Source organism: Streptomyces albipurpureus (assembly GCF_023701525.1).
GTDB classification, from domain to species: Bacteria; Actinomycetota; Actinomycetes; order Streptomycetales; family Streptomycetaceae; genus Streptomyces; species Streptomyces albipurpureus.
The window spans coordinates 92,079-115,862 of record NZ_JAMQAW010000057.1 but is presented as its reverse complement, the minus strand read 5'-3'; the positions used below and the strand labels follow the sequence as shown (position 1 = coordinate 115,862).

Annotated in this window: 36 protein-coding genes; 1 reads left to right on the top strand and 35 read right to left on the bottom strand. The window is 66.1% G+C overall.

The window, feature by feature from the left end; all coding sequences use genetic code 11:
* Positions 1-579: 579 nt before the first annotated feature.
* The 4 genes from glmM to NBG84_RS33610 form a co-directional block, all read right to left on the bottom strand.
* The gene (glmM, locus tag NBG84_RS33625) at positions 580-1,938 is read right to left on the bottom strand and encodes a phosphoglucosamine mutase (protein ID WP_250923461.1); all 1,359 of its coding nucleotides are present in this window, start codon (positions 1,936-1,938) and stop codon (positions 580-582) included.
* Positions 1,939-2,100: 162 nt separating this feature from the next.
* The gene (gene rpsI / locus NBG84_RS33620) at positions 2,101-2,619 is read right to left on the bottom strand and encodes a 30S ribosomal protein S9 (RefSeq protein ID WP_250923460.1); all 519 of its coding nucleotides are present in this window, start codon (positions 2,617-2,619) and stop codon (positions 2,101-2,103) included.
* Between the two features lie 41 nt (positions 2,620-2,660).
* On the bottom strand, positions 2,661-3,104 hold the full coding sequence (gene rplM / locus NBG84_RS33615) for a 50S ribosomal protein L13 (protein ID WP_250923459.1): 444 nt from the start codon (positions 3,102-3,104) through the stop codon (positions 2,661-2,663).
* Positions 3,105-3,679: 575 nt separating this feature from the next.
* Positions 3,680-5,302, bottom strand: a complete 1,623-nt coding sequence (locus tag NBG84_RS33610; RefSeq protein WP_250923458.1) for an ABC-F family ATP-binding cassette domain-containing protein — start codon at positions 5,300-5,302, stop codon at positions 3,680-3,682.
* Positions 5,303-5,357: 55 nt separating this feature from the next.
* On the opposite strand from NBG84_RS33610, the gene NBG84_RS33605 reads away from it, so the two are divergent.
* The gene (locus NBG84_RS33605; RefSeq protein ID WP_250923457.1) at positions 5,358-6,299 is read left to right on the top strand and encodes a hypothetical protein; all 942 of its coding nucleotides are present in this window, start codon (positions 5,358-5,360) and stop codon (positions 6,297-6,299) included.
* Here NBG84_RS33605 and truA read toward each other — a convergent pair.
* The 31 genes from truA to rpsJ all read right to left on the bottom strand — a co-directional run bounded on the left by truA (position 6,270) and on the right by rpsJ (position 23,749).
* The gene (gene truA, locus NBG84_RS33600; RefSeq protein ID WP_250923456.1) at positions 6,270-7,139 is read right to left on the bottom strand and encodes a tRNA pseudouridine(38-40) synthase TruA; all 870 of its coding nucleotides are present in this window, start codon (positions 7,137-7,139) and stop codon (positions 6,270-6,272) included. The genes NBG84_RS33605 and truA overlap by 30 nt on opposite strands.
* 99 nt (positions 7,140-7,238) lie before the next feature.
* Complete coding sequence (rplQ, locus tag NBG84_RS33595; protein WP_250923455.1) at positions 7,239-7,733, bottom strand: 50S ribosomal protein L17; 495 nt, start codon at positions 7,731-7,733, stop codon at positions 7,239-7,241.
* Positions 7,734-7,871: 138 nt separating this feature from the next.
* Positions 7,872-8,894 carry a DNA-directed RNA polymerase subunit alpha gene (locus tag NBG84_RS33590; RefSeq protein ID WP_003956430.1) on the bottom strand — a complete coding sequence of 341 codons (1,023 nt, stop codon included), beginning with the start codon at positions 8,892-8,894 and terminating at the stop codon, positions 7,872-7,874.
* A gap of 125 nt (positions 8,895-9,019) precedes the next feature.
* Entirely contained in the window at positions 9,020-9,424 is a 405-nt protein-coding gene (gene rpsK / locus NBG84_RS33585; protein WP_003956432.1) for a 30S ribosomal protein S11, read from the bottom strand.
* A 99-nt stretch (positions 9,425-9,523) separates the two neighbouring features.
* A complete protein-coding gene (gene rpsM / locus NBG84_RS33580; RefSeq protein ID WP_250923454.1) occupies positions 9,524-9,904 on the bottom strand; it encodes a 30S ribosomal protein S13 in 381 nt (126 codons plus the stop codon).
* 196 nt (positions 9,905-10,100) lie between these two features.
* Positions 10,101-10,214 (bottom strand): 50S ribosomal protein L36, encoded by a 114-nt coding sequence (gene rpmJ, locus NBG84_RS33575; RefSeq protein WP_003956441.1) that lies wholly within the window; start codon positions 10,212-10,214, stop codon positions 10,101-10,103.
* A gap of 55 nt (positions 10,215-10,269) precedes the next feature.
* On the bottom strand, positions 10,270-10,491 hold the full coding sequence (infA, locus tag NBG84_RS33570) for a translation initiation factor IF-1 (protein WP_003956442.1): 222 nt from the start codon (positions 10,489-10,491) through the stop codon (positions 10,270-10,272).
* Between the two features lie 349 nt (positions 10,492-10,840).
* Entirely contained in the window at positions 10,841-11,677 is an 837-nt protein-coding gene (gene map, locus NBG84_RS33565; protein WP_250923469.1) for a type I methionyl aminopeptidase, read from the bottom strand.
* Between the two features lie 115 nt (positions 11,678-11,792).
* Positions 11,793-12,461 carry an adenylate kinase gene (locus tag NBG84_RS33560; protein WP_250923453.1) on the bottom strand — a complete coding sequence of 223 codons (669 nt, stop codon included), beginning with the start codon at positions 12,459-12,461 and terminating at the stop codon, positions 11,793-11,795.
* Positions 12,461-13,780, bottom strand: a complete 1,320-nt coding sequence (gene secY / locus NBG84_RS33555; protein WP_250923452.1) for a preprotein translocase subunit SecY — start codon at positions 13,778-13,780, stop codon at positions 12,461-12,463. The genes NBG84_RS33560 and secY overlap by 1 nt, the downstream gene beginning before the upstream one ends.
* Positions 13,781-14,012: 232 nt before the next feature.
* Positions 14,013-14,468, bottom strand: coding sequence for a 50S ribosomal protein L15 (gene rplO / locus NBG84_RS33550; protein WP_250923451.1), 456 nt, complete (start codon positions 14,466-14,468; stop codon positions 14,013-14,015).
* Between the two features lies 1 nt (position 14,469).
* Complete coding sequence (rpmD, locus tag NBG84_RS33545; RefSeq protein ID WP_250923450.1) at positions 14,470-14,652, bottom strand: 50S ribosomal protein L30; 183 nt, start codon at positions 14,650-14,652, stop codon at positions 14,470-14,472.
* A complete protein-coding gene (gene rpsE / locus NBG84_RS33540; RefSeq protein WP_005313527.1) occupies positions 14,652-15,257 on the bottom strand; it encodes a 30S ribosomal protein S5 in 606 nt (201 codons plus the stop codon). Before rpsE ends, rpmD begins: the two co-directional genes overlap by 1 nt.
* 46 nt (positions 15,258-15,303) lie before the next feature.
* On the bottom strand, positions 15,304-15,687 hold the full coding sequence (rplR, locus tag NBG84_RS33535) for a 50S ribosomal protein L18 (RefSeq protein WP_250923449.1): 384 nt from the start codon (positions 15,685-15,687) through the stop codon (positions 15,304-15,306).
* A gap of 3 nt (positions 15,688-15,690) precedes the next feature.
* On the bottom strand, positions 15,691-16,230 hold the full coding sequence (rplF, locus tag NBG84_RS33530) for a 50S ribosomal protein L6 (protein ID WP_250923448.1): 540 nt from the start codon (positions 16,228-16,230) through the stop codon (positions 15,691-15,693).
* Between the two features lie 20 nt (positions 16,231-16,250).
* The gene (gene rpsH / locus NBG84_RS33525; protein WP_250923447.1) at positions 16,251-16,649 is read right to left on the bottom strand and encodes a 30S ribosomal protein S8; all 399 of its coding nucleotides are present in this window, start codon (positions 16,647-16,649) and stop codon (positions 16,251-16,253) included.
* A gap of 266 nt (positions 16,650-16,915) precedes the next feature.
* Complete coding sequence (locus NBG84_RS33520) at positions 16,916-17,101, bottom strand: type Z 30S ribosomal protein S14 (RefSeq protein WP_003948630.1); 186 nt, start codon at positions 17,099-17,101, stop codon at positions 16,916-16,918.
* 3 nt (positions 17,102-17,104) lie between these two features.
* Entirely contained in the window at positions 17,105-17,662 is a 558-nt protein-coding gene (rplE, locus tag NBG84_RS33515) for a 50S ribosomal protein L5 (protein WP_250923446.1), read from the bottom strand.
* Positions 17,662-17,985 (bottom strand): 50S ribosomal protein L24, encoded by a 324-nt coding sequence (gene rplX, locus NBG84_RS33510; protein WP_250923445.1) that lies wholly within the window; start codon positions 17,983-17,985, stop codon positions 17,662-17,664. Before rplX ends, rplE begins: the two co-directional genes overlap by 1 nt.
* Before the next feature lie 2 nt (positions 17,986-17,987).
* Positions 17,988-18,356: a 50S ribosomal protein L14 gene (gene rplN / locus NBG84_RS33505; RefSeq protein ID WP_023539336.1), complete on the bottom strand. Its 369-nt coding sequence runs from the start codon at positions 18,354-18,356 to the stop codon at positions 17,988-17,990.
* Positions 18,357-18,452: 96 nt separating this feature from the next.
* Positions 18,453-18,737: a 30S ribosomal protein S17 gene (gene rpsQ, locus NBG84_RS33500; protein WP_250923444.1), complete on the bottom strand. Its 285-nt coding sequence runs from the start codon at positions 18,735-18,737 to the stop codon at positions 18,453-18,455.
* The gene (gene rpmC, locus NBG84_RS33495; RefSeq protein ID WP_250923443.1) at positions 18,737-18,961 is read right to left on the bottom strand and encodes a 50S ribosomal protein L29; all 225 of its coding nucleotides are present in this window, start codon (positions 18,959-18,961) and stop codon (positions 18,737-18,739) included. Before rpmC ends, rpsQ begins: the two co-directional genes overlap by 1 nt.
* Complete coding sequence (gene rplP / locus NBG84_RS33490) at positions 18,961-19,380, bottom strand: 50S ribosomal protein L16 (RefSeq protein ID WP_072485538.1); 420 nt, start codon at positions 19,378-19,380, stop codon at positions 18,961-18,963. Before rplP ends, rpmC begins: the two co-directional genes overlap by 1 nt.
* Positions 19,381-19,385: 5 nt before the next feature.
* A complete protein-coding gene (gene rpsC / locus NBG84_RS33485; protein WP_250923442.1) occupies positions 19,386-20,216 on the bottom strand; it encodes a 30S ribosomal protein S3 in 831 nt (276 codons plus the stop codon).
* Positions 20,216-20,563: a 50S ribosomal protein L22 gene (gene rplV, locus NBG84_RS33480; RefSeq protein ID WP_016645177.1), complete on the bottom strand. Its 348-nt coding sequence runs from the start codon at positions 20,561-20,563 to the stop codon at positions 20,216-20,218. Before rplV ends, rpsC begins: the two co-directional genes overlap by 1 nt.
* Positions 20,564-20,614: 51 nt before the next feature.
* Positions 20,615-20,896, bottom strand: a complete 282-nt coding sequence (gene rpsS, locus NBG84_RS33475; RefSeq protein WP_030351437.1) for a 30S ribosomal protein S19 — start codon at positions 20,894-20,896, stop codon at positions 20,615-20,617.
* 12 nt (positions 20,897-20,908) lie between these two features.
* Positions 20,909-21,745, bottom strand: a complete 837-nt coding sequence (rplB, locus tag NBG84_RS33470) for a 50S ribosomal protein L2 (RefSeq protein WP_250923441.1) — start codon at positions 21,743-21,745, stop codon at positions 20,909-20,911.
* A 39-nt stretch (positions 21,746-21,784) separates the two neighbouring features.
* On the bottom strand, positions 21,785-22,123 hold the full coding sequence (rplW, locus tag NBG84_RS33465) for a 50S ribosomal protein L23 (protein ID WP_250923440.1): 339 nt from the start codon (positions 22,121-22,123) through the stop codon (positions 21,785-21,787).
* Positions 22,123-22,776: a 50S ribosomal protein L4 gene (gene rplD / locus NBG84_RS33460; RefSeq protein WP_250923439.1), complete on the bottom strand. Its 654-nt coding sequence runs from the start codon at positions 22,774-22,776 to the stop codon at positions 22,123-22,125. Before rplD ends, rplW begins: the two co-directional genes overlap by 1 nt.
* 5 nt (positions 22,777-22,781) lie before the next feature.
* Positions 22,782-23,426 (bottom strand): 50S ribosomal protein L3, encoded by a 645-nt coding sequence (gene rplC, locus NBG84_RS33455; RefSeq protein WP_250923438.1) that lies wholly within the window; start codon positions 23,424-23,426, stop codon positions 22,782-22,784.
* Between the two features lie 14 nt (positions 23,427-23,440).
* A complete protein-coding gene (gene rpsJ / locus NBG84_RS33450) occupies positions 23,441-23,749 on the bottom strand; it encodes a 30S ribosomal protein S10 (RefSeq protein WP_003948644.1) in 309 nt (102 codons plus the stop codon).
* Positions 23,750-23,784 lie beyond the last annotated feature (35 nt).

Sequence of the window (23,784 nt, the reverse complement as noted above, 5' to 3'; positions counted from 1 at the left end):
CGAAACCCACACCACACCAACCCACCCTGACCAGCTAACCAACCACCCCCACACAACGGGGGAACCTCACCCCCGGGCGCCTCCCCCATACAGGTACCTAAGGGGCAGGGGATGCAAGTCTCGGCGTGGGGGCGCGCAGGGGGTGTCCCCGGAAGCGATCGACGGCAAGACCCGCATGCCGGCTCGGAGCCGCTTCAGGCCGTCGACGCTGAGGAGTCACCCCCGATAGCACCCCCAACCCCAGCAAAAAAAGCTCCCTCAGCCCGGGCAGCCCAAGACCCAGACCCCGGGCGACCCAGCCAACAGAGAGCACCTCACCCAGGGCCAACTTCAGCCCGTCCGGCGCTTGAGGACGGAACCCTCCACCCCGGGTGGGGACACGCAACACGGGTGGCGTCGAGCCCAAGCACCCCATGCCTCAACCGCAGGCAACCCCGCCGAAACGAGCACCCCGCCAAGGGACACCCCCAGCCCGTCCGGCGCTTGAGGACGGACCCCCCACCCCCGGTGAGGACACCAAAACAGGAGCGCCCACCTCAAGCACCAAAGACCCCGGCCCCAGCGCCCCCCGGCGCATCCTCACCCCAGCGTCGACTTCACCGTGTCCGCCAACCGCTCCGCCACCGAGCGGGCCTGCTCGATGTCCGCGGCCTCCACCATCACCCGTACCAGCGGTTCCGTCCCCGACGGGCGCAGCAGCACGCGCCCGGTGGCGCCGAGCTCCCGCTCGGCGTCGGTGACCGCGTTCGCCAGCTCCGCCGAGGTGTGCACCCGTGCCTTGTCGACGTCCGGCACATTGATCAGGACCTGGGGCAGCCGGTCCATCACGGCCGCGAGCTCCGCCAGGGAGCGCTTGGTCGCGACCACGCGGGCCGCGAGCATCAGACCGGTCAGGGTGCCGTCCCCGGTGGTCGCGTGGTCAAGGACGATCACATGCCCGGACTGCTCGCCGCCGAGGGCGTACCCGTGTTCCTTCATCGACTCCAGGACGTACCGGTCGCCGACCGCGGTCTGGACGATCTCCAGCCCTTCGCGCTCCATCGCCAGCTTGAAGCCGAGGTTGGACATCACCGTGGCGACGACGGTGTTGCCCCGCAGGGTTCCCGCTTCGCGCATCGCAAGGGCCAGCACGGCGAGGATCTGGTCCCCGTCGACCTCTTCGCCGGCGCCGTCCACGGCCAGGCAGCGGTCCGCGTCACCGTCGTGGGCGATACCGAAGTCGGCTCCGTGCTCGACGACCGCGGCTTTCAGCAGCTGGAGGTGGGTCGAACCGCATCCGTCGTTGATGTTGAGCCCGTCGGGGTCCGCACCGATGGTGACGACCTCAGCTCCGGCCCGTACGAAGGCCTCGGGCGACACCTTCGCCGCCGCGCCATGTGCCTCGTCGAGGACGACCTTCAGCCCGTCGAGGCGGTTGGGCAGTACGGAGAGCAGATGCCCGATGTACTTGTCGAAGCCCTCGTCGTAGTCCCGTACCCGGCCCACACCCGCCCCGGTGGGCCGCTCCCAGGGGTCACCGGTGCGGTGCTGCTCGTAGACCGACTCAATGCGGTTCTCCAGATCGTCGGCGAGCTTGTGTCCGCCGCGCGCGAAGAACTTGATGCCGTTGTCCGGCATGGCGTTGTGGCTGGCGGAGAGCATCACCCCCAGGTCGGCGCCGAGCGCACCGGTGAGGTAGGCCACCGCGGGCGTGGGCAGCACGCCCACCCTCAGCACATCCACCCCCGCGCTCGCGAGACCCGCCACCACTGCGGCCTCCAGGAACTCTCCCGACGCACGCGGATCACGTCCCACCACGGCGGTCGGCCGGTGCCCCGCAAAGGTTCCCGCCTCAGCGAGCACATGCGCCGCGGCCACCGAGAGACCGAGCGCCAGCTCCGCCGTCAGGTCTGCGTTGGCGACACCGCGCACACCGTCCGTGCCGAAGAGTCGTCCCACAACTGTCCTCCGAAATACTCCGTGAAGCTTCGTAATGCTCCGAGAATGCAAGCATATGAACGCTTCATGCCCGTTCTACGCCCTGCGGTCATGGAAAAACGTACGCCCCCGCGGCACTGGGTGCCGCCGGGGCGTACGTAACAGAACAGATCGAGCAGACGATTAACGCTTGCTGTACTGCGGAGCCTTACGGGCCTTCTTGAGACCGGCCTTCTTGCGCTCGACCGCACGGTCGTCGCGGCTGAGGAATCCAGCCTTCTTCAGCGGGGCACGGTTGTTGTCCACGTCCGCCTCGTTCAGCGCACGGGCCACACCGAGGCGCAGGGCGCCGGCCTGACCGGAGACGCCGCCACCCGAGATGCGGGCGACAACGTCGTAGCGGTTGTCGAGCTCAAGCACCTTGAAGGGCTCGTTGACTTCCTGCTGGTGCACCTTGTTGGGGAAGTAGTCCTCAAGGGTGCGACCGTTGATCTTCCACTTGCCGGTGCCCGGAACGATCCGGACGCGAGCAATGGCGTTCTTGCGACGACCCAGGCCGGCAGCCGGCTGCGGGTCGCCAAAGCGGGATGCGAGGGACTCGGAGGTGAACTCGCCCTCAACGGGCGTCTCCGACTCGAAGGTGGTGACCTCTGCGTAGGTCTCTTCGCCCTCGACGGGGATTTCAGTGGTGGTCTCGGCCACGATGCGCCTCAGATTCTTTTCGTCTTAGGGGGTGGCCGGAACTACTGCGCGACCTGGGTGATCTCAAACGGAACAGGCTGCTGAGCAGCGTGCGGGTGGTTCTCGCCCGCGTAGATCTTCAGCTTCGACAGCATCTGACGACCCAGGGTGTTCTTGGGGATCATGCCCTTGATGGCCTTCTCAACGGCCTTCTCCGGGCTCTTCGCCATCAGCTCGTCGTAACGGACGGAACGCAGACCGCCCGGGTAGCCGGAGTGGCGGTACGCCATCTTCTGGGTCTTCTTGTTGCCGGAAAGGTGAACCTTCTCGGCGTTGATGATGATGACGAAGTCGCCCATGTCCATGTGGGGGGCGTAGATCGGCTTGTGCTTGCCCCGGAGGAGGTTCGCTGCCGTTGTCGCCAGACGGCCCAGGACGATGTCCTGCGCGTCGATGATGTGCCACTGGCGCGTGACATCGCCGGGCTTGGGGCTGTACGTACGCACGGTCGTAGCCTTCGCTTCTTCAGTGAGTGGGTCTCCCTGGGCCCGAAGGCACGGGGAGTGGGTCCTGACAAGGCCGCCCGGGCAATAACAACAGCTCTGGCCGCACCGCGGGGACGCAACCCGAGTGCCTGCCGCTGGTCATCGACCGGTGGACCGGCGTAAGGGCCCCTCACGTGAGATAGAGCAAGCCAATACGCATAACGAAGCAGCAGCTTACCCGGGGCCCGCCTGAAGGGTCAAAACGCGGCCCCCGAGGACCGCCGGAAACCGCCCGTGGACCGCCCCCATCGGCGGCACCCACCAGCGATAACGAGAGTACCGACCACTTCGCACGGCGGGATCGGCCCGTGCCCACCGTGGATCCGGATGGGGGGCACACGCGACCGCTACCACGTCCGGATCCACGACCCGGCGCTCGATCGCAGCCTCGCCCTGGCCGTGGCCCTGGACGCCTTCCAGTCGCGCTGATCGCCCGGGGGCCTGGAAATGGGGCCGGAACCGGGGCCCCGGGCCCCAGAGGCACCCGTGAGGCCCGGGGCGGCCCCTTCCGCGCGCACCCGACCCCCGCCCAAGCGCTACCGCGCCCGCTCCACCCGCCGCTCGTCCCACACCGGACCGGTGGTCTCCCGCACCACACCGTCCGAGCCGAAGACCAGATAACGGTCGAAGGACTTGGCGAACCAGCGATCGTGGGTCACGGCCAGCACGGTCCCGTCATATACCTCAAGCCCGTCCTGAAGCGCCTCCGCCGACTCCAGGTCGAGGTTGTCCGTCGGTTCGTCCAGCAGCAGCGCCGTCGTTCCCTCCAGCTCAAGCAGCAGGATCTGGAAGCGCGCCTGCTGTCCGCCCGAAAGCTTGTCGAACGGCTGATCGCCCTGCTGCTCCAGCTCATACCGCCGCAGGACCGACATCGCCCCGCCCCGGTCCTTGGCGTGCCGGGTCCACAGGATGTCCACCAGGGTCCGGCCCAGCAGCTCAGGATGGGCATGGGTCTGCGCGAAGTGTCCGGGGACCACCCGGGCGCCCAGCTTCCAGGCGCCCGTATGGGCCACCGACTGATCGCCCGCCAGCAGCCGCAGGAAGTGGGACTTGCCCGAGCCGTTGGAGCCGAGGACGGCCACCCGCTCGCCGTAGTAGACCTCCAGGTCAAACGGCTTCATCAGACCAGTCAGCTCAAGGTTTGTGCAGGTCAGCGCCCGTACACCGGTCCGCCCGCCACGCAGCCGCATCCGGATCTCCTGCTCGCGCGGCGGCTCAGGCGGCGGACCCGCGTCCTCGAACTTCTTGAAACGGGTCTGCATCGCCCGGTAGCGGGAGGCCATGTCCGGGCTGTTCGCGGCCTGCTGCCGCAGCCGCAGCACCAGCGCCTTCAGCCGGGCGTGCTCTTCGTCCCAGCGGCGCTTGAGCTCCTCGAACCGGGCGAAACGCTCCTTGCGGGCATCGTGATAGGTCGCAAAACCACCGCCGTGCACCCAGACGTCCGAACCCGCCGGGCTCGGCTCCACACTGACGATCTTCTCCGCCGTACGGGAGAGCAGCTCGCGATCGTGCGAGACGAAGAGGACCGTCTTGCGGGTCTCCTTCAACCGGTCTTCGAGCCATCGCTTGCCGGGCACATCCAGATAGTTGTCCGGCTCATCCAGCAGCAGGACCTCATCGGGGCCGCGCAGCAGCGCCTCCAGCGCCAGCCGCTTCTGCTCCCCGCCGCTCAGCGTCCCCAGCAGCCGCCACTGCGCCTTGTCATACGGCACGCCCAGGGCGGCCACGGTGCACATGTCCCAGACCGTCTCGGCCTCATAGCCCCGCGCCTCCGCCCAGTCACTGAGCGCTTGGGCGTACGCCATCTGTGCGGCCTCATCGTCGACCGTCATGATCGCCTGCTCGGCCTGGTCGACCGCCGCGGCGGCCTCCCGCACCCGGGGCTGGGACAGCGAGACCAGCAGATCCCGCACCGTGCGCTCATCCCGGACCGAGCCGATGAACTGGCGCATCACGCCGAGGCCACCACTGACCGACACCGAGCCACCGTGTGGCTGGAGCTCTCCGGCGATCAGCCGCAGCAGTGTCGTCTTACCCGCGCCATTCGCTCCGACCAGGGCGACCACCGCGCCATCGCCCACCCGGAACGAGGCATCTGCGAGCAGCACCCGCCCATCGGGCAGGTAGTACTCCAGGTGTGCTGCTTCGAGATGTCCCATCTCCCCATACTGACGGCCGGCCCCGCTCATCCCCAACCGGTTTAGGATTCGCGGCATGAGCCTTGGCCAGGGGGGACCTCAGTGGGGGTCCGGCGGACAGCATCAAGACCCGTACAACTCCCGTCAGGGAGCACCGGATTCCTTCGATCCCTTCGGCGGGCAGCGGGGGGCGGGAGACCCCGACACGCCCGACTGGGCGGCTCTCGCCGAGGCATCGGCGGCCCGGGCCCGACGCAAGCGTTGGCTGCTCATCGGCGGTGGCGCACTCGCCACCGCCGCGGTCGCGGGGATCGTGGCGACGGCGATCGTCAGCTCGAACGACGACAGTGACAACCGGTCGAAGGAGAAGAGCTCCAGCCAGCTGCCCGCGCCCGAGAACCTGCCGAGCGACACCAACGCACCCGAGCCCTCGTTCTCCTCGGTCGCCCCGGCGCCGCCGCCGAACCCCAAGGACTTCGTCTCCAGCGAGCAGAAGGACAAGGCCCCGCTGACCGTCGACACCCTCTTCCCCGGGAAGAAGCTGACGATGGCCGGCCGGTCCTACGCCAAGGGGGCCACGGCCCGCGCCGCCACCTGTACCGCCGCGGTACAGGGCGGTCTCGGGCCGGTACTCGAACGCAACGGCTGTGACCAGGTCTTCCGCGCCACCTACAGCAAGGACGGGGTGGCCGTCACCGTCGGTGTCGCCGTCTTCGGCCTGGAGAGCGAGGCGAAGAAGGCGGTGGAGGAGCGTCGGCGGGGGCAGAACCTGGCCCCGCTCCCCGGTTCGGGTGTCAGCGCCTTCTGCAAGGCCGGCCCGGTCTGCCGCTTCACGGCCAACTCCTACGGCCGGTACGCCTACTTCACCACCACCGGCTACACCAACGGCAAGAACGTCGAGACGGGCGACACCAAGGCCTTCCAAACCGGTGATGACCTCGCCGAGTTCACCTTCCGGCAGATCGTGGGCCGAGGCAACGCACAGGCCTCAGCAGCAGTTGCCGACCCCGCCGGCTGAGAGCGGCAGCGAACGCTTGTTGCGCGCCGCCAGGTTGCGGGAGGCCAGCAGTTCGTCGGCGGGGTAGCCGACCTCTTCAAGCGTCAGACCGTGCGGCCGTACGACATGGACGGCCGAGTCCCTCACCCCCACCGCCAGCACCTTCGCCGGCCACTCCACCGGGCGGTGCCCATCGCCGACGAACAGCAGCGCGCCCACCAGGGAGCGCACCATGTTGTGGCAGAAGGCATCGGCCCGGACGGTGGCCGTGATGACTCCCGCGGTGTCCCGCTCCCAGGAGAGCTGCTGGAGCGTACGGATGGTGGTGGCGCCCTCGCGCTTCTTGCAGTAGGCGGCGAAGTCGTGCTCGCCCACCAGTCGGCCCGAGGCCTCGTTCATCGCGGCCACGTCCAACGGCCAGTCATGCCAGAGCACATGACCGCGCAGCAGTGGATCGACCCCACCGGGATTGTCGGTGACCCGGTACGCGTACCGCCGCCAGATCGCCGAGAAGCGTGCGTTGAACCCCGCGGGAGCCTCGGCGACCCGCCAGATCCTTACATCGCGATCCAGCCGCCCGGCGAGCCGCTTCAGCAGCTTCTCCCGGTGCTCGGCCCAGAGCTCCTGCGGAAGGTCGACATGCGCCACCTGCCCCCGCGCGTGCACCCCCGCGTCGGTGCGGCCGGCGACGGTCAGTTCATAGCTCCGACTCGACCGGGTCACCGTCCGTAGCGCGTCCTCGATCTCGCCCTGGACGGTACGCCGGCCGCCGGCCTGCTTGGCCCATCCGGAGAAGTCCCTGCCGTCGTACGACAGGTCCAGCCGCACCCGGACCCAGCCGGGTTCCACCTCGTCACTCACGTGTTGCATCCTCTCAGAGCCCTCGATGCCGCCGGAGAGCACCGGACAGACGGAACGGGCCCGCTCCCCGGAGGGAACGGGCCCGTCAGTAGAACGCGATCAGGCGTTCTTGGACTCCTCGGCGGCCTCAACCGGCTTGGCGTCCTCAACCGGAGCGGCGTCCTTCTTCAGGGCGTCCTCCTTGACGGCGCGCTTGGCCGCGGCCTCGGCCTCGGCAACGGTCGCCTTCTTGGCGATCTCGCCCTCGACGAGCTCGATCACGGCCATCTTCGCGTTGTCACCACGGCGGTTGCCGACCTTGGTGATACGGGTGTAGCCACCCGGACGCTCGGCGTACCGCGGCGCGATCTCGGTGAAGAGCGTGTGCACGATGCCCTTGTCCGTGATCGTCTGAAGAACGAGGCGACGGTTGTGGATGTCGCCCTTCTTCGCCTTGGTGATCAGGCGCTCGGCGACCGGACGCAGGCGGCGGGCCTTGGCCTCGGTCGTGGTGATGCGGCCGTGCTCGAACAGCTGCTTCGCGAGGTTCGCGAGAAGCAGGCGCTCGTGCGCGGCGCTGCCGCCCAGACGGGCACCCTTGGCGGGCTTCGGCATGGTGATTCTCCTTGTGTGCTGCACCGGCCGTACCAGGTACCGGTGTCAGTTCCCCCGAAGCGGCTGCCACGGGGAAGTCATCCACCCCCCCGGGTCGGGACACCGCGAAGGTGTCCCGGCCGGGCGGCGATGTGGTGCTTAGTACTGCTCGGTCTCGACGAAACCGGCGTCCGCGTCGTCGTCGGCGCCGAAGGCGTCAGCGGCGGCGGTCGGGTCGAATCCGGGCGGGCTGTCCTTGAGCGCCAGGCCCATGCCGGCCAGCTTCGCCTTGACCTCGTCGATCGACTTGGCACCGAAGTTGCGGATGTCGAGCAGGTCCGCCTCGGAGCGGGCCACCAGCTCGCCCACCGAGTGGATGCCTTCGCGCTTGAGGCAGTTGTAGGAGCGAACCGTCAGCTCCAGCTCCTCGATCGGCAGGGCCAGGTCCGCGGCGAGCGCGGCGTCCGTCGGGGACGGACCCATGTCGATGCCCTCGGCGTCGATGTTCAGCTCGCGCGCGAGACCGAACAGCTCGACCAGGGTCTTACCGGCGGAGGCCATGGCGTCACGCGGACGCATCGCCTGCTTGGTCTCCACGTCGACGATCAGCTTGTCGAAGTCGGTGCGCTGCTCGACTCGGGTCGCCTCGACCTTGTAGGTGACCTTGAGGACGGGCGAGTAGATGGAGTCGACCGGGATGCGCCCGATCTCCTGTCCGACCTGCTTGTTCTGCACGGCGGAGACATAGCCGCGACCGCGCTCGACGGTCAGCTCCATCTCCAGCTTGCCCTTGCCGTTCAGCGTGGCGAGGACCAGGTCGGGGTTGTGCACCTCGACACCGGCCGGGGGCGCGATGTCGGCGGCGGTGACCAGACCCGGGCCCTGCTTGCGCAGGTACATCACGACCGGCTCGTCGTGCTCCGAGGAGACGACCAGCTGCTTGATGTTGAGGATCAGGTCGGTGACGTCCTCCTTGACGCCCGGCACGGTGGTGAACTCGTGCAGGACACCGTCGATGCGGATGGACGTGACCGCCGCACCCGGGATCGAGGAGAGGAGCGTACGGCGGAGGGAGTTGCCGAGGGTGTAACCGAAGCCCGGCTCCAGCGGCTCGATGACGAACCGGGAGCGGTACTCGTCGACGACCTCTTCGGTCAGCGACGGACGCTGAGCGATCAGCATGGGGAAATCCTTCAGTCGTGGGCGCCCGCTATTTGACGCCCGACGGATGTCTTACAAGGGTACGGGCGGTACGCCCCGAAGGAGCCGTACCGCCCGAAAACCCAACTGCTCAGCTCAAGCGAGCGTCAGACGCGACGACGCTTGGGCGGACGGCAGCCGTTGTGCGGGGTGGGGGTGACGTCCTGGATCGAGCCGACCTCAAGGCCAGTGGCCTGGAGGGAGCGGATCGCGGTCTCACGGCCGGAGCCGGGACCCTTGACGAAGACGTCGACCTTGCGCATGCCGTGCTCCTGCGCGCGACGGGCGGCCGACTCAGCGGCCATCTGCGCGGCGAAGGGGGTGGACTTGCGCGAGCCCTTGAAGCCGACGTGGCCGGCGGAGGCCCAGGAGATCACGTTGCCGGACGGGTCCGTGATCGAAACGATGGTGTTGTTGAACGTGCTCTTGATGTGCGCGTGGCCGTGAGCGACGTTCTTCTTTTCCTTGCGGCGCACCTTCTTGGCAGCGCCCTGACGACCCTTGGGGGGCATCTATATCTCCTACGGGAGGTGGTCGGTCCTACAGCGAAGACCGCTTGGCTGTGCGGGGCCCGGGGGCAGCCCCCGGGATTCCGCAGCGTCCGCTGAGGACTACTTCTTGCCCGGCTTCTTCTTGCCGGCGATGGCGCGACGCGGGCCCTTGCGGGTACGAGCGTTGGTGCTGGTGCGCTGACCGTGGACCGGAAGGCCACGGCGGTGACGCAGACCCTGGTAGCAGCCGATCTCAACCTTGCGGCGGATGTCGGCCTGGATCTCGCGGCGGAGGTCACCCTCGGTGCGGAGGTTGCCGTCCACGTACTCGCGGATCTTGACCAGGTCCTCTTCGGCCAGGTCACGAACGCGGGTGTTCGGGTTCACGCCGGTGGAGTCGAGGATCTCCTTGGACCGGGTACGCCCGATACCGAAGACGTAGGTGAGTGCGATCTCCACACGCTTTTCGCGCGGGATGTCAACACCGGAAACGCGTGCCATTCAATGGCTCCTGTGTGATCGGGGGTCTTCCGCAGAACCGTTCCCTGGCCGCCGACTCCGTGCTGGAGTGGTACGACCGGGTCTCCGGCCCCCGCCGGAGGTGTCGCCGACCCTGTTGGGCTGGGCGGGCTCTGCGTATGTACGTATTCGCTTGCGTCGCGCGAAGAACTGCGAGTGGTGCAGAGGTCGGCGTGCGTCAGCCCTGGCGCTGCTTGTGGCGCAGGTTGTCGCAGATGACCATGACCCGACCATGACGGCGGATCACCTTGCACTTGTCGCAGATCTTCTTGACGCTCGGCTTGACCTTCATGAAATGTCAGGTTCTCCGGGTCAGTGCCATCGCCTCGCAAGAGGCACGGCAAGATCTACTTGTACCGGTAGACGATCCGGCCACGCGTTAGGTCGTACGGAGACAGCTCCACAACGACCCTGTCGTCCGGGAGGATACGGATGTAGTGCATCCGCATCTTGCCGGAGATGTGCGCGAGGACCTTGTGACCGTTCTGAAGCTCCACCTTGAACATCGCGTTCGGGAGGGACTCGATCACGGTGCCCTCGATTTCGATGGCACCTTGCTTCTTGGCCACGCTTCGCCCTTCGAATCGGCTACCTTGATCAACTCTCGCCCTCCGTGTGCGGACACACGGGTACACAAGAGCCGACGCATCAGTCTACGTCAGGCCATCCGAAAAGACGAATCCTGGAAGGATGCCCAATCCGGGAGATCATTACTCAGCCGATTTCTTCCCCGGCTCCGTCGAGAGGCACGCCACCAGGGGTTCATCGGCGGAATTCCCGGCCTTGCTCCCCTAGGGCGAACAGAACCGCGACGACACCGGTACGCGGCGGTCGACCGGCGATCACACCGGTTCGGACTTCAGCCCCATGGCCTAACCGCCGGACCGGCCGTACCGCAGGTCTCGTCGCCGACGGATGTCAGCCCAGCGGGTCGGGTGCCGCGGTGATCCCCAACTCGGCCAGCTTCGCTCGACCGCAGTCCGGAGAGGTGAGGACCAACGGGCCCTCCTCGGTCACCGCGACCGAGTGCTCCCAGTGCGAGGACCAGGTGCCGTCGGTGGTGATCACGGTCCACTCGTCGGCGAGCACCTCGGTCTTCGGCGTTCCCAGCGAGACCATCGGCTCGATCGCCAGACAGAAGCCGGGCACCAGCCGCGGCCCCTTGCCGCGCTTGCGCGAGACGTAGTTCAACAGGTGCGGGTCCATGTGCATCTGGGTGCCGATGCCGTGCCCGCCGTAGTCCTCGATGATTCCGTACCGTCCGCCGCCCGGCTTGGGCTGGCGACGGATGTAGGTCTCGATCGCCCGGGAGACGTCCACCAGCCGGCTGCCGGCCTTCATCGCGGCGACGCCGGCCCACATGGACTCCTCGGTCACCCGGGAGAGCTCGATCAGCTCGGGCGCGTGGCCCGAGCCGACGAACGCGGTGTACGCGGCGTCCCCGTGCCAGCCGTCGACGATCGCGCCGGCGTCGATGGAGATGATGTCGCCGTCCTTCAGGACGGTCTTCTCGTCCGGGATCCCGTGGACGACGACCTCGTTGGCCGAGGTGCAGATGGTCGCGGGGAATCCGCCGTACCCCAGGAAGTTCGACTTGGCGCCGTGGTCGGCGATGACCTTGCGGGCGACCTCGTCCAGATCCCTGGTCGTCGCACCGGGTACGGCTGCCTCACGGGTGGCCGCGTGGATCGCGGCCACGACCAGCCCCGCCTCGCGCATCTTCGCGATCTGCTCCGGGGTCTTGATCTCCACCATGGCCTTGCCTTCCACCTCTGTCACATCCGATACGGCTCTTGCACGGCCTCTCGCTCAACAGTACGGCCGCGGCGTCCGGCGGACACCGCGGCCGTACTGGAACGGCTGAGAGCCGTCAGGCCTGCTCGGCCTGAGCTGTCTTCTTCAGGGCTTCCATCGCGCGCCCGGTCACATCGGTGACCTTGCCGAGGGCCGAGATCGTGACCACGAGGCCCTGGGCCCGGTAGTAGTCGATGATCGGCTCGGTTTGGGTGTGGTAGACCTCGAGTCGCTTGCGTACGGTCGACTCGGAGTCGTCATCGCGCTGATAGAGATCGCCGCCACACACATCGCAGACACCGTCGTTCTTCGGCGGTGAGTAGGTGACGTGGAAAACGTGGCTGGAGTCGTTCCGGCAGATGCGGCGACCCGCGATCCGCTTGACGACCTCGTCCTCGGGAACCTCAAGGTCGAGCACCGCGTCCAATGTCATGGCCTCGGACTTCAGCATCCCGTCGAGAGCTTCGGCCTGAGAGACATTGCGCGGGAACCCGTCCAGCAGGAAGCCGTTGGCGGCATCCGGCTGTTCCATCCGGTCCTTGGCCATGCCGATCGTGACCTCGTCGGGCACCAGCTCGCCCTTGTCCATATAGGACTTGGCTTTCCGACCGAGGTCGGTGCCCTTGCTGATGTTGGCGCGGAAGAGATCGCCCGTAGAGATGTGCGGGATCGACAAGTTCTCGGCAAGGTACGCAGCCTGCGTTCCCTTGCCGGCACCAGGTGGTCCGACGAGGACGATTCGCATTAGCGGAGGAACCCTTCGTAATTGCGCTGCTGGAGCTGGCTCTCGATCTGCTTCACGGTCTCCAGACCCACACCCACGATGATGAGGATGCTTGTCCCGCCGAACGGGAAGTTCTGGTTCGCGCCTCCGAAGCCCGCCAACGCCATCGTCGGAACAAGAGCAATCAGACCCAGGTACAGCGAGCCCGGCCAAGTAATGCGGTTGAGCACGTAGCTCAGATACTCGGCAGTAGGTCGACCAGCCCGGATACCCGGGATGAAGCCACCATACTTCTTCATGTTGTCCGCGACTTCCTCGGGGTTAAACGAGATAGCCACATAGAAGAAGGCGAAGAACACGATCAGGAAGAAGTACACGGTGATGTAGTACGGGTGATCACCCTTGACGAAGTACTGCTCGATCCATGTCTTCCAGGTGGAAGTGCCGCTGGAGAACTGTGCCACCAGCGCCGGGATATAGAGCAGCGACGACGCGAAGATGACCGGAATCACACCCGCCTGGTTGACCTTCAGCGGAATGTAGGTCGAGGTACCGCCGTAACTACGCCGCCCGATCATGCGCTTCGCATACTGAACAGGGATACGACGTTGTGCCTGTTCAACGAAGACGACCAAGGCGACCATCACAAAGCCGATCAGGATGACCGTGCTGAACTCGATCCAGCCCTTGGCGAGCTTGCCGCTCTCCTTGATGGCCCACAGGGCGCCCGGGAAGCCGGCGGCGATCGAGATGAACATCAGGATCGACATGCCGTTACCGATGCCACGGTCGGTGATCAGCTCACCGAGCCACATCACGGCCGCGGTTCCCGCGGTCATGGTGATCACCATGACGACGGTGGTGTAGATGGAGCGGTCCGGCACGATCTGCGTTCCGACCGGGCAGCCGCTGAAGAGCGCACCGCTGCGAGCGGTCGCCACCAGACCCGTGCCCTGGAGCACGGCAAGGGCCACCGTCAGATAGCGGGTGTACTGGGTGATCTTCGACGTGCCGGCCGAGCCCTCCTTCTTGAGGGCTTCCAGCCGCGGAATGACCACGGTCAGCAGCTGCAGGATGATGCTCGCCGTGATGTACGGCATGATGCCGAGCGCGAAGATGGTGATCTGCAGCAGCGCGCCGCCACTGAACATGTTGACCAGGCCGAACAGACTGTTGTTGTTCTCCTGAGCCAAATTGACACAAGTCTGTACGTTCTGGTAATCGATGCCCGGTACGGGGATATGTGACCCGAGTCGATAGAGCACGATGATGGCGAGCGTGAAGAGCAGTTTCTTGCGCAGGTCGGGCGTCTTGAACGCCCGGGCGAACGCGGTGAGCACGGTGCCTCCTGCGACCCCCGCGCTTCTGCGTCAGAGGTGACGGTCTTGAGGATCGACGAATACGAATCGGCAATCCGTACGATCCCCATGGGGCGGACCGTACGGGGTTGTTTACAGCAACATCGCACGCCACCTTACCGGCGGCAGTGCCCCGCTTGGAACGACCAACCGGGGATGCCCCATTTGAGAGGCATCCCCGGTCGGTGTTCAGCTTTCCACCACAGGACTTGTGTCAGACAAGCTCGGTGACGGTGCCGCCAGCGGCGGTGATCTTCTCCTTGGCGGAACCGGAGACGGCGTCAACCGTCACCTGGAGCGCCACGGAGATCTCGCCCTGGCCCAGGACCTTGACGAGGTGGTTCTTGCGGACCGCGCCCTTGGCGACCAGATCGGCCACCGTGACCTCGCCACCCTCAGGGTAGAGCGAGGTGAGCTTGTCCAGGTTGACGACCTGGTACTCGGTACGGAACGGGTTCTTGAAGCCCTTGAGCTTCGGGAGACGCATGTGGAGGGGCATCTGCCCACCCTCGAAGCGCTCCGGAACCTGGTAACGGGCCTTGGTTCCCTTGGTACCACGACCAGCCGTCTTACCCTTCGACGCCTCACCACGACCCACACGGGTCTTGGCGGTCTTGGCGCCCGGGGCAGGACGGAGGTTGTGGACCCTCAGCGGGTTCTGCTCCGCCATATCAGTCGACCTCCTCGACCGTCACGAGGTGGCGGACGGTGTGCACCATTCCGCGGAACTCGGGACGATCCTCCTTGACCACGACGTCGTTGAGCCTCTTCAGGCCCAGCGAACGCAGCGTGTCACGGTGGTTCTGCTTGCTGCCGATGTACGACTTCGTCTGCGTGATCTTGAGGCGGGTCATTACGCACCCGCTCCCGCACGTGCACGAAGCAGAGCCGCGGGGGCGACGTCCTCAAGCGGCAGACCACGGCGAGCCGCGATCTCCTCGGGACGCTGCAGGCCCTTCAGGGCCGCCACGGTCGCGTGCACGATGTTGATCGCGTTGTCGGAGCCGAGCGACTTCGACAGGATGTCGTGAACGCCGGCGCACTCCAGAACGGCGCGCACCGGGCCACCGGCGATAACACCGGTACCGGGGGAAGCAGGCTTGAGCAGAACGACGCCTGCGGCCTTCTCGCCCTGGATCGGGTGCGGGATGGTGCCCTGGATACGGGGGACCTTGAAGAAGTGCTTCTTGGCCTCCTCAACACCCTTGGCGATGGCGGCCGGCACCTCCTTGGCCTTGCCGTAGCCAACACCGACGGTGCCGTCTCCATCGCCCACCACGACAAGCGCGGTAAAGCTGAAGCGACGACCACCCTTCACAACCTTGGCGACGCGGTTGATCGCGACAACGCGCTCAACGTACGCGGTCTTTTCGGCGGCAGCTGCACCGCCGTCACGGCCCTTCCGGTCCCGCCGCTCGCCGCCACCGGCACCGCTTCCGCGGCGCTGGGGTCCAGCCATTGGAATTACCTCTCTCTGTTACGTCCGCTAGCTCCGGAACCGGGGCCTAGAACTTCAGCCCGGCCTCACGGGCGGCGTCAGCCAGAGCGGCAATCCGCCCGGCGTACTGGTTGCCACCACGGTCGAACACAACGGCCTCAACACCGGCAGCCTTGGCGCGCTCAGCGACCAGGGCACCGACCTGCTTGGCCAGGGCGCTCTTGTCGCCCTCGCCGCCGCGGATCGAGGTGTCCAGGGTCGACGCAGACGCCAGCGTGTGGCCGGCGATGTCGTCGATGACCTGCGCCACGATGTGGCGGTTGGAACGCGTCACAACCAGGCGCGGGCGCTCCGGGGTACCGGAGATGCGCTTGCGAACGCGAATGTGGCGGCGCTTGATGGCGGCGCGCTTGTACGCGTCGCCCTTGGCGATCTTCACACCGAATGCCATGGCTTACTTACCCGCCTTTCCGACCTTGCGGCGGATGACCTCGCCCGCGTACTTGACGCCCTTGGCCTTGTACGGGTCGGGCTTCCGCAGCTTGCGGATGTTGGCGGCGACCTCGCCGACCTTCTGCTTGTCGATTCCCTCGACAGAGAACTTGGTCGGCGATTCGACCTTGAACGAGATCCCCTCGGGGGCCTCGACCAGGATCGAGTGGCTGTAACCGAGCTGGAACTCCAGGTTGGAGCCCTTCGCTGCGACGCGGTAACCAACACCGCTGATTTCGAGCGCCTTCGTGTATCCCTGGGTCACGCCGGTGATCATGTTGGCCACCAGCGTGCGGGACAGGCCGTGGAGGGCCTTGTTCTGACGCTCGTCGTTGGGGCGGGAGACGCTGAGAACGCCGTCCTCACCCTTAACGATGTCGATGGGCGCGGCGACGGTGTGGCTCAGGGTGCCCTTGGGACCCTTCACCGCGACCGTGCGGCCATCGATGGTGACGTCCACACCGGCGGGAACCTGGATGGGGAGCTTGCCGATACGCGACATTGCTATTCCTCCGTTCCCGACTACCAGACGTAGGCGAGGACTTCCCCACCTACGCCCTTCTTCTGCGCCTGCTGGCCGGTCAGGAGGCCGTGGGACGTGGAGATGATCGCCACGCCCAGGCCACCGAGAACCTTGGGCAGACCGGTGGACTTCGCGTACACGCGCAGACCCGGCTTCGAGATCCGCCGGATGCCCGCGATGGAGCGCTCCCGGTTAGGACCGAACTTGAGCTCCAGGACGAGGTTCTTGCCGACTTCGGCGTCCTCGACCTTCCAGCCCGTGATGAAGCCCTCCTGCTGGAGGATCTCTGCGATGTGCGACTTGATCTTGCTGTGCGGCATGGTCACGGAGTCGTGGTACGCCGAGTTCGCATTCCGCAGACGCGTCAACATGTCTGCGATGGGATCAGTCATGGTCATGAATTGGCCTTCGGCCTCTCTCGCCGGGGTTTCCTGTATGCGCCATCCCTCTCCCCACACTGGGGCGGGACGGGTGCGGCGCGGGGACCTACGGCGTAGTAAGTCGTTCAGGGCGGCGGACGCCCAACCCTCCTAGCCTAAGCCATGGAAGGAGGGGCCTCCGCCTACCCTCTGCTTACCGAGAGCGTCCGGATATTCCCCATTCCTACCTAGTCACCCGAAGACACCCCTAACGGGGAGTCCTCTGGGTGCTCAGCGGGAAGGGTTTACCAGGAGCTCTTGGTCACGCCCGGCAGCTCGCCACGGTGAGCCATCTCACGAAGGCACACGCGGCACAGGCCGAACTTGCGGTACACGGAGTGGGGACGACCGCAACGCTGGCAGCGCGTGTAGCCACGCACGCCAAACTTGGGCTTGCGGGCGGCCTTGGCAATGAGAGCCTTCTTTGCCACGGCTCACGCCTCCTTGAACGGGAAGCCGAGGTGACGCAGGAGCGCGCGGCCCTCAGCGTCGTTGGTCGCCGTGGTAACCACGGTGATGTCCATACCCCGGACGCGGTCGATCTTGTCCTGGTCGATCTCGTGGAACATGACCTGCTCCGTGAGACCGAAGGTGTAGTTGCCACGGCCGTCGAACTGCTTGGGGGACAGACCGCGGAAGTCACGGATGCGCGGAAGCGCCAGCGACAGGGTGCGGTCCAGGAACTCCCACATGCGGTCGCCACGGAGTGTGACGTGGGCACCGATCGGCTGACCCTCACGCAGCTTGAACTGCGCGATGGACTTGCGGGCCTTGGTGACGGCCGGCTTCTGACCGGTGATCGTGGTGAGGTCCTTGACGGCACCATCGATCAGCTTGGAGTCGCGGGCTGCGTCGCCCACACCCATGTTGACCACGATCTTGACGAGGCCGGGAACCTGCATGACGTTCTCGTACGAGAACTCCTCAAGCAGCTTGCCCTTGATTTCCTCGCGGTACTTCGTCTTGAGACGCGGAGTGGTGGTGGTAGCCATCAGATGTCCTCACCCGTCCGCTTGGCAACGCGGATCTTGTTGCCCTCGTCGTCGAAGCGGAATCCGACGCGCGTCACAACCTTCTTGCCGTCCTTCTCCACGACGAGCTGAACATTGCTCACGTGGACGGGGGCCTCGGTGGTGACAATCCCGCCGGTCTGCGAACCGCGAGCGGTCTGGCCGGCCTTGGTGTGCTTCTTGACCCGGTTGACACCCTCGACCAGGACGCGGTCCTCGCGGGGGAAGGCCTGAATGACCTTGCCCTGCTTGCCACGGTCCTTACCGGTGATGACCTGAACCAGGTCGCCCTTCTTGATCTTCATGCTTACAGCACCTCCGGCGCGAGCGAGATGATCTTCATGAACTTCTTCTCGCGCAGCTCACGACCCACCGGGCCGAAGATACGGGTGCCACGAGGGTCGCCGTCGTTCTTCAGAATGACAGCGGCGTTCTCGTCGAAGCGGATGTACGAGCCGTCCTGGCGGCGACGTTCCTTAACGGTGCGAACGATGACCGCCTTGATGACGTCACCCTTCTTCACGTTGCCACCGGGGATCGCGTCCTTGACGGTGGCAACGATGACGTCACCGATGCCCGCGTAGCGGCGACCGGAGCCACCGAGAACACGGATGCAAAGGATTTCCTTGGCACCAGTGTTGTCGGCGACACGCAGTCGCGACTCCTGCTGGATCACGTGTATCTCCTGTTTGTCTGCCGGTTCCCCGGGGGGCCGCTCAGCGGCCCCCCGGAGCCTGGCGGAACTGACTTGAAGGGTTACCCCATCAAGTAATTACTTGGCCTTCTCAAGGATTTCGACGATGCGCCAGCGCTTCGTCGCCGAGAGGGGCCGGGTCTCCATGAGGAGAACACGGTCGCCAACGCCAGCGGCGTTCTGCTCATCGTGCGCCTTGAGCTTGTTCGTACGGCGGATGACCTTGCCGTACAGAGCGTGCTTCACGCGGTCCTCGACGGCGACGACGACGGTCTTGTCCATCTTGTCGCTGACGACCAGACCCTCACGGGTCTTGCGGAATCCGCGGGCGGTGTTCTCTTCAGTCACATTCGTCTCGCTCATCAGGCGCTCTCCACCATCTCGATGCCCAGCTCGCGCTCACGCATCAGGGTGTAGATCCGCGCGATGTCCTTACGAACGGCCTTCAGCCGGCCATGGTTCTCGAGCTGCCCCGTCGCCGCCTGGAAGCGGAGGTTGAACAGCTCTTCCTTGGCCTCGCGAAGCTTCCCAAGAAGCTCCTCGTTGCCCAGCTCGCGCAGCTCAGACGTCTTGGTTACGGCCGACATCACGCCTCACCTGCCTCGCGCCGAACGATGCGGCACTTCATCGGAAGCTTGTGAGCCGCGCGGGTGAGCGCCTCACGAGCAATCTTCTCGTTCGGGTAGGAGAGCTCGAACATCACCCGACCGGGCTTGACGTTCGCGATCCACCACTCCGGGGAACCCTTACCGGAACCCATGCGGGTCTCAGCGGGCTTCTTGGTCAGCGGGCGGTCCGGGTAGATGTTGATCCAGACCTTGCCGCCACGCTTGATGTGGCGGGTCATCGCGATACGCGCCGCCTCGATCTGGCGGTTGGTCACGTACGCCGGAGTGAGGGCCTGAATGCCGTACTCGCCGAACGCAACCTGCGTACCACCCTTGGACATTCCGCTGCGCTTCGGGTGGTGCTGCTTGCGGTGCTTGACCCTACGGGGGATCAGCATTTCGGTCAGGCCTCCGTTCCGGTGCTCTCAGCCGGAGCAGCGGCCGGAGCGTCGGCCTTGGGGGCCTCGGCTGCGGCGTTCTGCTGCGGCTTACGGCCGCGTCCGCCACGCTCGCCACCGCGGCCACCACGGCCGGCCGGGCGGTCAGCGCCGCCACGGGCCGGGCGGTTGCCGGCACGGGCAGCAGCGTTCTCTGCGCGGACCTCGGCGATGTTCTTGACGTCGCCCTTGTAGATCCAGACCTTCACACCGATACGGCCGAAGGTCGTCTTGGCCTCGAAGAAGCCGTACTCGACGTTCGCACGGAGCGTGTGCAGCGGCACACGACCCTCGCGGTAGAACTCCGAGCGGGACATCTCGGCGCCGCCGAGACGGCCACCACACTGGATCTTGATTCCCTTGGCGCCGGCCTTCATCGCCGACTGCATGCTCTTACGCATGGCACGGCGGAAGGAGACGCGGGAGGACAGCTGCTCGGCAACGGCCTGGGCCACCAGCTGAGCGTCAACCTCGGGGTTCTTGACCTCAAGGATGTTCAGCTGGACCTGCTTGCCCGTGAGCTTCTCGAGGTCGCCGCGGATGCGGTCGGCCTCGGCGCCACGGCGGCCGATGACGATGCCGGGACGCGCGGTGTGGATGTCCACCCGCACGCGGTCACGGGTGCGCTCGATCTCAACCTTCGAGATGCCGGCGCGCTCCATGCCGGACGTCATCATCCGACGGATGGCGACGTCTTCCTTGACGTAGTCCTTGTACAGCTTGTCGGCGTACCAGCGGGACTTGAAGTCCGTGGTGATACCGAGCCGGAACCCATGCGGGTTAACCTTCTGGCCCATTACCGGGTTCCTTCCTTGCTGCTGACGACCACGGTGATGTGGCTGGTCCGCTTACGGATCCGGTAGGCGCGACCCTGCGCACGCGGCCGGAACCGCTTCAGGGTCGGACCCTCGTCCACGTAAGCCTCGCTGATGACCAGCGATGAGGCGTCACTGTGGTCGTAGTTGTGCGCGGCGTTGGCAATGGCGCTGTCCAGCACCTTGCCGACCGGCACGCTCGCGGCCTGCGGGGCGAAACGCAGGACCGCCTGAGCCTCCGTGGCATCCATGCCACGGATGAGGTCCACCACTCGGCGGGCCTTCATGGGCGTGACGCGGATGTACCGCGCTTGGGCCCTGGCTTCCATGGTTGTCCCTTCAGTGTCTGACACGTTCGTCATAGTCGTTTCCACCCCGCGTTAGCGGCGCTTCGACTTCCGGTCGTCCTTGACGTGGCCTCGGAAGGTGCGAGTCGGCGAGAACTCACCGAGCTTGTGGCCGACCATCGACTCGGTGACGAACACCGGGACGTGGATCTTGCCGTTGTGCACCGCGATCGTGTGGCCCAGCATCGCCGGGACGATCATCGAGCGACGGGACCAGGTCTTGATGACGTTCTTGGTACCTGCTTCGTTCTGTACGTCCACCTTCTTGATCAGGTGGTCGTCGACGAAGGGCCCCTTCTTGAGACTGCGCGGCATCTAAACCCGCTCCTAGCGCTTCTTGTTCGTCTTGCGGCGGCGGACGATGTACTTGCTGCTCGCCTTCTTGGGAGAACGAGTACGACCCTCCTTCTGACCCCACGGGCTGACCGGGTGGCGACCACCGGAGGTCTTGCCCTCACCACCACCGTGCGGGTGGTCAACCGGGTTCATCGCGACACCGCGGACGGTCGGGCGTACGCCCTTCCAGCGCATACGGCCGGCCTTGCCCCAGTTGATGTTCGACTGCTCGGCGTTGCCGACCTCGCCGATGGTGGCGCGGCAGCGAACGTCGACCAGCCGGATCTCGCCGGACGGCATACGGAGGTGGGCCATGGCCCCCTCCTTCGCCAGCAGCTGCACGGAGGCACCCGCGGAGCGGGCGAACTTCGCGCCGCCGCCGGGCCGCAGCTCGATGGCGTGGATGGTCGTACCGACCGGGATGTTGCGCAGCGCCAGGTTGTTACCGGGCTTGATGTCGGCGGTCGGGCCGTTCTCGACGCGGTCACCTTGGCTCAGGTGACGCGGCGCGATGATGTAGCGCTTCTCGCCATCCGCGTAGTGCAGAAGGGCGATGCGTGCGGTGCGGTTGGGGTCGTACTCAATGTGAGCGACCTTGGCCGGCACGCCGTCCTTGTCGTGACGACGGAAGTCGATCACGCGGTAGGCGCGCTTGTGGCCACCGCCCTGGTGACGGACGGTCACACGACCGGTGTTGTTACGGCCACCCTTGCTGTGCAGAGGGCGGACCAGCGACTTCTCCGGCGTGGACCGCGTGATCTCGACAAAGTCGGCGACGCTGGAGCCACGACGGCCCGGAGTCGTCGGCTTGTACTTGCGGATACCCATTTCTCAGTCCTCGTCCGATTCCGGACGACTCGACCTCACTTAAGAGGTCGGGCCGCCGAAGATGTCGATACGGTTGCCCTCGGCAAGGGTCACGATGGCGCGCTTGGTGTTGGCACGCTTGCCGAAACCGGTGCGGGTGCGCTTGCGCTTGCCCTGCCGGTTGATCGTGTTGACCCCGGTGACCTTGACCGAGAAGACCGCTTCCACGGCCTGCCTGATCTGGGTCTTGTTGGCCCGCGGGTCGACGATGAACGTGTACTTGTTCTCGTCAAGCAGCGCGTAGCTCTTCTCGGACACGACCGGCTTGACGAGGATGTCACGCGGGTCCGAGTACGTCTTGCTGGTAACGGTCGCCGTGGCGGTCTCGTTCTCAGTCATCAGGCGTCGCTCCCTTCGGTCTCGGTGGCCTTGTCGGGGCCGGACACGAAGGACTCGAAGGCGGCCTGAGTGAAGACCACGTCCTCGGAGCGGATCACGTCGTACGTGTTCAGCTGGCCCGGCTCCAGGATGTGCACCTGGGGCAGGTTGCGGGCGGACAGCCACGCGGCCTCGTCGGCGCGGTCGACGACCAGGAGCAGGTTCTTGCGCTCCGAGATCTTGCCGAACAGCGTCCTTGCGGCCTTGGTGGAGACCTCGCCCTCGATCACGCCGGTGACGACGTGAATGCGGGAGTTGCGGGCCCGGTCGGTGAGGGCACCGCGCAGGGCGGCGGCCTTCATCTTCTTCGGGGTCCGCTGGGAGTAGTCACGCGGCACGGGGCCGTGGACAACGCCACCGCCGACGAACTGCGGGGCGCGGGTCGAACCCTGACGGGCGCGGCCGGTGCCCTTCTGGCGGTACGGCTTCTTGCCACCACCGCGGACCTCGCCACGACGCTTGACCTTGTGCGTGCCCTGACGGGCAGCGGCCAGCTGCGCGACGACGACCTGGTGGATCAGCGGGATGCTGACCTTGGCGTCGAAGATCTCGGCCGGGAGCTCAACGGTCCCGGTCTTGTCGCCTGCGGGCGACAGAATGTCAATGGTGCTCATAGTCCTCAGGCCCCCTTGGCCGCAGTGCGGACCAGGACCAGGCCGCCGTTGGGACCAGGAACCGCACCCTTGATGAGGAGCAGGCCCTTCTCCGCGTCAACAGCGTGAACGGTCAGGTTCTGTGTGGTGACCCGCTCGTTGCCCATACGGCCCGCCATGCGGAGGCCCTTGAACACACGGCCCGGGGTGGCACAGCCACCGATGGAGCCGGGAGAGCGGTGCTTGCGCTGGGTTCCGTGACCGGCGCCGAGGCCCTTGAAGTTGTGACGCTTCATGACACCGGCGAAGCCCTTGCCCTTGCTCTTGCCCGTGACGTCAACCTTGACGCCGGACTCGAACACGGCAGCGGTGATCTCCTGGCCGAGCGTGTACTCGCTGGCGTCGGAGGTACGGAGCTCCACCAGGTGGCGGCGGGGGGTCACGTCGGCCTTGGAGAAGTGGCCCTTGAGGGGCTTGTTCACCTTGCGCGGGTCGATCTCGCCGAAGGCGATCTGGACCGACTCGTAGCCGTCGGAGTCATTCGTACGGACCTGGGTTACAACGCAGGGCCCGGCCTTGACAACGGTCACCGGGACGACACGGTTGTTCTCGTCCCAGACCTGGGTCATGCCGAGCTTCTCGCCCAGGACGCCCTTGATCTGCTTTGCCATCTCTTCCGCGCCTCTCAGAGCTTGATCTCGATGTCAACGCCGGCCGGAAGGTCCAGGCGCATCAACGAGTCAACGGTCTTGGGCGTCGGGTCGAGAATGTCGATCAGGCGCTTGTGCGTGCGCATCTCAAAGTGCTCGCGCGAGTCCTTGTACTTGTGCGGCGACTTGATGACGCAGTACACGTTCTTCTCAGTGGGCAGCGGCACCGGGCCCGCGACCGACGCACCAGTACGCGTCACCGTCTCGACGATCTTCTTCGCCGAGGAATCGATGACCTCGTGGTCGTAGGCCTTGAGCCGGATGCGGATCTTCTGTCCCGCCATGGCTACTTCGTAGTCCTGTCTTTTGTATGGACGCT

What these genes read in the sequence shown, in the direction of transcription:
- NBG84_RS33610 (WP_250923458.1), bottom strand. Translation starts at nt 5,302, where the DNA reads ATGGGACATCTCGAAGCAGCACACCTGGAGTACTACCTGCCCGATGGG.
- NBG84_RS33605 (WP_250923457.1), top strand. Translation starts at nt 5,358, where the DNA reads ATGAGCCTTGGCCAGGGGGGACCTCAGTGGGGGTCCGGCGGACAGCAT.
- rplQ (WP_250923455.1), bottom strand. Translation starts at nt 7,733, where the DNA reads ATGCCGAAGCCCGCCAAGGGTGCCCGTCTGGGCGGCAGCGCCGCGCAC.
- NBG84_RS33590 (WP_003956430.1), bottom strand. Translation starts at nt 8,894, where the DNA reads ATGCTGATCGCTCAGCGTCCGTCGCTGACCGAAGAGGTCGTCGACGAG.
- rpsK (WP_003956432.1), bottom strand. Translation starts at nt 9,424, where the DNA reads ATGCCCCCCAAGGGTCGTCAGGGCGCTGCCAAGAAGGTGCGCCGCAAG.
- rpsM (WP_250923454.1), bottom strand. Translation starts at nt 9,904, where the DNA reads ATGGCACGCGTTTCCGGTGTTGACATCCCGCGCGAAAAGCGTGTGGAG.
- rpmJ (WP_003956441.1), bottom strand. Translation starts at nt 10,214, where the DNA reads ATGAAGGTCAAGCCGAGCGTCAAGAAGATCTGCGACAAGTGCAAGGTG.
- map (WP_250923469.1), bottom strand. Translation starts at nt 11,677, where the DNA reads ATGGTGGAGATCAAGACCCCGGAGCAGATCGCGAAGATGCGCGAGGCG.
- NBG84_RS33560 (WP_250923453.1), bottom strand. Translation starts at nt 12,461, where the DNA reads ATGCGAATCGTCCTCGTCGGACCACCTGGTGCCGGCAAGGGAACGCAG.
- rplO (WP_250923451.1), bottom strand. Translation starts at nt 14,468, where the DNA reads ATGGCGGAGCAGAACCCGCTGAGGGTCCACAACCTCCGTCCTGCCCCG.
- rpmD (WP_250923450.1), bottom strand. Translation starts at nt 14,652, where the DNA reads ATGACCCGCCTCAAGATCACGCAGACGAAGTCGTACATCGGCAGCAAG.
- rpsE (WP_005313527.1), bottom strand. Translation starts at nt 15,257, where the DNA reads ATGGCTGGACCCCAGCGCCGCGGAAGCGGTGCCGGTGGCGGCGAGCGG.
- rplR (WP_250923449.1), bottom strand. Translation starts at nt 15,687, where the DNA reads ATGGCATTCGGTGTGAAGATCGCCAAGGGCGACGCGTACAAGCGCGCC.
- rplF (WP_250923448.1), bottom strand. Translation starts at nt 16,230, where the DNA reads ATGTCGCGTATCGGCAAGCTCCCCATCCAGGTTCCCGCCGGTGTGGAC.
- rpsH (WP_250923447.1), bottom strand. Translation starts at nt 16,649, where the DNA reads ATGACCATGACTGATCCCATCGCAGACATGTTGACGCGTCTGCGGAAT.
- rplE (WP_250923446.1), bottom strand. Translation starts at nt 17,662, where the DNA reads ATGGCTACCACCACCACTCCGCGTCTCAAGACGAAGTACCGCGAGGAA.
- rplX (WP_250923445.1), bottom strand. Translation starts at nt 17,985, where the DNA reads ATGAAGATCAAGAAGGGCGACCTGGTTCAGGTCATCACCGGTAAGGAC.
- rpsQ (WP_250923444.1), bottom strand. Translation starts at nt 18,737, where the DNA reads ATGAGCGAGACGAATGTGACTGAAGAGAACACCGCCCGCGGATTCCGC.
- rpmC (WP_250923443.1), bottom strand. Translation starts at nt 18,961, where the DNA reads ATGTCGGCCGTAACCAAGACGTCTGAGCTGCGCGAGCTGGGCAACGAG.
- rplP (WP_072485538.1), bottom strand. Translation starts at nt 19,380, where the DNA reads ATGCTGATCCCCCGTAGGGTCAAGCACCGCAAGCAGCACCACCCGAAG.
- rpsC (WP_250923442.1), bottom strand. Translation starts at nt 20,216, where the DNA reads ATGGGCCAGAAGGTTAACCCGCATGGGTTCCGGCTCGGTATCACCACG.
- rplV (WP_016645177.1), bottom strand. Translation starts at nt 20,563, where the DNA reads ATGGAAGCCAGGGCCCAAGCGCGGTACATCCGCGTCACGCCCATGAAG.
- rpsS (WP_030351437.1), bottom strand. Translation starts at nt 20,896, where the DNA reads ATGCCGCGCAGTCTCAAGAAGGGGCCCTTCGTCGACGACCACCTGATC.
- rplB (WP_250923441.1), bottom strand. Translation starts at nt 21,745, where the DNA reads ATGGGTATCCGCAAGTACAAGCCGACGACTCCGGGCCGTCGTGGCTCC.
- rplW (WP_250923440.1), bottom strand. Translation starts at nt 22,123, where the DNA reads ATGACTGAGAACGAGACCGCCACGGCGACCGTTACCAGCAAGACGTAC.
- rplD (WP_250923439.1), bottom strand. Translation starts at nt 22,776, where the DNA reads ATGAGCACCATTGACATTCTGTCGCCCGCAGGCGACAAGACCGGGACC.
- rplC (WP_250923438.1), bottom strand. Translation starts at nt 23,426, where the DNA reads ATGGCAAAGCAGATCAAGGGCGTCCTGGGCGAGAAGCTCGGCATGACC.
- rpsJ (WP_003948644.1), bottom strand. Translation starts at nt 23,749, where the DNA reads ATGGCGGGACAGAAGATCCGCATCCGGCTCAAGGCCTACGACCACGAG.